Origin of the sequence: Protofrankia sp. CiP1_Cm_nod2 (genome assembly GCF_920664355.1) — a bacterium.
Lineage (GTDB): Bacteria > Actinomycetota > Actinomycetes > Frankiales > Frankiaceae > Protofrankia.
This window is the reverse complement of the sequence record NZ_CAKKTL010000300.1, coordinates 1-3,442: the sequence shown is the minus strand read 5'-3', so window position 1 is coordinate 3,442 and position 3,442 is coordinate 1. Positions and strand designations below refer to the sequence as shown.

Below are 3,442 nucleotides of genomic sequence, written 5' to 3'. Positions count from 1 at the left end.
GGGCGTGCCGGAGAACTCTCCGTGAGGGGCGGGCGGGACGGGATTTTGTGCGGGCTGGTGGTGGTGTGACCCCCTGGGGCGGGGTGGGGACGGCGCGGTGAGGGCCGCTGGGCTGGGGGTGGTCGCAGGGCGTTACAACGGGGGGGCCGATAATTCGTTAGCGGCGGCGGCATCCGGCACCTGACCCCGGCCGAACCGGCATGATCACAATCTGTCACGGTCATGTTTTCGCGCGCCAGGCGACAGCCGGGGCACCCGGGAAGGCGGAACGGGAGCCCGGAAGCACGACAGGCGGCCCGGGGACGTCCAAGGGGGAACCCGGGGAGCACGCGGGAGGCCCGGGCCGCGTCGGCGGCCCCACGGACATGACGGGGAGTGAGAGGTATCAACACGGCCGGGATGTTGACACAACCGGGCCATCGACATGATCCCGACAGCGCCAGAGACTGGGGCTGTCACGCGGACATCGCGAACATCTGGAGTCGCGCATGGGCGTCGATCGGCGCAGGCTCGGGCTGGTTGCCGGGCTCGTCGCGGCGGGACATCTGGTGAGCACCTTCCCCGGGCGCGTCCGGGGCGCGCAGGATCTGACCGGCCTCACCACCGCCATGCGGGCGCTGGTCGACGGTTACGGGTCCACCGCCCCGGCACAGACGGCCCTGCAGGCGTGGAACCTCGACCGCCACATCGCCGTGTCCCAGGCGGGGGCGATCCGTACCAGGCATGACTGGCAGGCCCTGCACTCCCGCACCCTCGTGTTGGAGGGCAACGCGCTCATCGACGCCGGTGACGTCTGCTCCGGGCTGCGCGCGCTGGCCCAGGCCGAGTCGGTCGCCGCGAGCATCGGGGACTGGCCGACGATCGCGCACGCCCACGCCGTGCGGGCGATGGCCGCGCGGGGGCTGCAGCGCTGGCGGAGCGCGCTGGCGCTCGCCGTGGAGGGGCAGCGGTACGCGGGCAGCACCCCCGCCGCCGTGATGCTGGCGGTCGCCGAGGCGGGCGCGCGGGCGCGTCTCGGCGACACCCTCGGTACCGTCGCCACGATCGGCCGGGCGCAGGAGCTGATGAGCCGGCTGCCCACCGAGAAATACGGCGCCCCCGCCTACTCCCTCGACAGCTACCATCCGGCGCTGTTCGTGACGATGGCCGCCAGCGCCCTCGTCCTGGCCGGGCAGATCTACGCGGCCGCGCCGTTCCTGGCCGAGGCCCGCGAGCGGGTCGGTGGCGTGGACGGCGCCGGAGGCCGCGACCAGGGCGTCGGCTGCCTGGCCCCGCTGGTGCACGTCATCTGCGCGGACGCGGCGCTGCGCCGGGAGCGGCCGGACGTCGAGGAGGCCGAGCACCATGTCACCGGCGCGGTGGTCGCCTCGTCCGCCCGGCCGGCGGCCTGGATGGGCAGCGAGGTGTCCCAGCTCGCCGAGGGCGCCGCCCAGCACGGCGCCGACTGGTCCGACCTGGTCGCGTTGACCTCGGCCTGGGGCGGCTCCTCGGAAGAGGCCCCGGCCTGACGGGATCTGTCGGATATCCGTTGGGGTATGGGCGCCCGACGGTGCCCGGTGGCACATCGGGTAATAAAGACGCTGTGCGGATCCCAGAGCTCGACGCCGACGCGATGGCTGCCGCCCGGCAGCGGCAGGCAGTGCTGACCAAGCCCCCGGGTGCCCTCGGGCGCCTGGAGGAGATCTCGGTCTGGCTCGCCGGCGTGCAGGGGGCCTGCCCGCCCAGGCCCTTCCGGCGCATCCGGGCCGTGATCATCGCCGGTGATCACGGCATCGCGCGGACGGGTGTCTCGGCCTTCCCGTCGGAGGTCACCGCGCAGATGGTGGCGAACTTCGCCGCCGGCGGCGCCGCGGTGAACGTGCTGGCCCGCACGGTCGGCGCGTCCGTACGGGTCGTGGACGTCAGCGTGGACGCCGACGAGGCCGTGCCGCCCGCGGCCGGCGGCGTGGCCACGGCCGACGTCACCAGCCGTTACCGGGTCCGGCGCGGCAGCGGGCGCATCGACGTCGAGGACGCCCTCACCGCCGAGGAGGCCGCCCGCGCGTTCGACCTCGGCCGGACGATCGTCGACGAGGAGGTCGACGCCGGCACCGACCTGCTGGTCCCCGGCGAGATGGGAATCGGGAACACCACCCCGTCCGCGGCGATCGTCGCCAGCCTGCTCGACCGGGAACCGATCGAGACCGTCGGGCGCGGCACCGGCATCGACGACACCCGGTGGATGCTCAAGACCGCGGCGATCCGGGACGCGATGCGCCGCGGCCGGCCGTACGCCGCCGATCCGCTCGCCCTGCTGCGGGTGATCGGCGGCGCCGACCTCGCCGCGCTGACCGGCCTGCTGGTCCAGGCCGCCGTCCGCCGCACCCCGGTGGTGCTCGACGGGGTCGTGGTCTGCGCCGCGGCGCTGGCCGCCGAGGCGTACGCGCCCGGGTCGAAGGCCTGGTGGGTCGCGGGCACCCGGTCGACCGAGCCGGCGCAGAAGTTCACCCTGACGTCGCTGGGCATCGAGCCTCTGCTGGACCTCGGCCTGCGCCTCGGCGAGGGCACCGGCGCGCTGCTCGCCGTCCACCTGCTGGTGGCCGCCCAGGCGACACTCGCCGAGATGGCCACGTTCGACCAGGCCGGCGTCAGCGACCAGGCCGGCTCAGCCCCGGCCGGCCCGGCCGCCGGCGGCACCGCTTCCGCTGGCGCCGTTGCCAGCGACGCCGCTTCCGCTGGCGCTGCCCCCAGCGGGCCGGTCGCCAACGGCACCGCCGCCGTCCCGAGCGACACGCCCGGGACGGCGGGCGCCTGACGCGGGCGGCCGATGCTCGCCACGCGGACGGTCTTCTCCCTGCTCTCGCTGCTGCCCGTCCGAGGACGGGTCGTGCTCGACCGGCGCACGATGGGCCGGGCCATGACGCTCGCCCCGCTGGTCGGCCTCGTGCTGGGGGCCATCGCCGCCGCCGTCGTGGTCGGCTTCCGGCTCTTCACGAAGCTGCCCGCGGCGCCGCCGGGGACCCCGGCCCAGCCCCTGCTCCCGGCCGCCATCGGGATCGCCACGCTGGCGCTGCTCACCCGCGGCCTGCACCTGGACGGGCTCGCCGACGTCGCCGACGGCATCGGCGCCGGCCGGGAGCGGGCGCTGGCGGCCATGCGGGACTCGCGGCTGGGCGCGTTCGGCGCGCTGGCGCTGATCTTCGCCGTGCTGGTCCAGGTCGCGGCGCTGTCACTGGCGATCAACGAGCACCGGGGCAGCCTGTCGATCCTGGTCGCGTCGATGACCGGACGGCTGGCGGCCACCCTGGCCTGCACCGCCGGCATCCCCGCGGCGCACCCGAACGGGCTCGGCGCCCTCGTCGCCGGTTCCGTGCGGCCGCGGCAGGCCGTCTGCTCCGTGCTCGCCGTCGTCGTCGCCGCCGCCGCCGCGGGGCTGCTCGACGTCGACGGCGGCGGCCCCGGC

General features: G+C 75.6%; 3 protein-coding genes. All 3 read left to right on the top strand.

All coding sequences use genetic code 11. The features are described 5' to 3' along the window. The first annotated feature begins 488 nt into the window (after positions 1-488). Positions 489-1,508 (top strand): hypothetical protein, encoded by a 1,020-nt coding sequence (locus tag NBW84_RS22085; protein ID WP_250287063.1) that lies wholly within the window; start codon positions 489-491, stop codon positions 1,506-1,508. Between the two features lie 104 nt (positions 1,509-1,612). Continuing rightward, positions 1,613-2,794, top strand: coding sequence for a nicotinate-nucleotide--dimethylbenzimidazole phosphoribosyltransferase (gene cobT, locus NBW84_RS22080; protein WP_250287071.1), 1,182 nt, complete (start codon positions 1,613-1,615; stop codon positions 2,792-2,794). Between the two features lie 12 nt (positions 2,795-2,806). Then, positions 2,807-3,442 (top strand): adenosylcobinamide-GDP ribazoletransferase (locus NBW84_RS22075; RefSeq protein WP_250287062.1); only part of this gene is annotated, 636 nt, incomplete at its 3' end.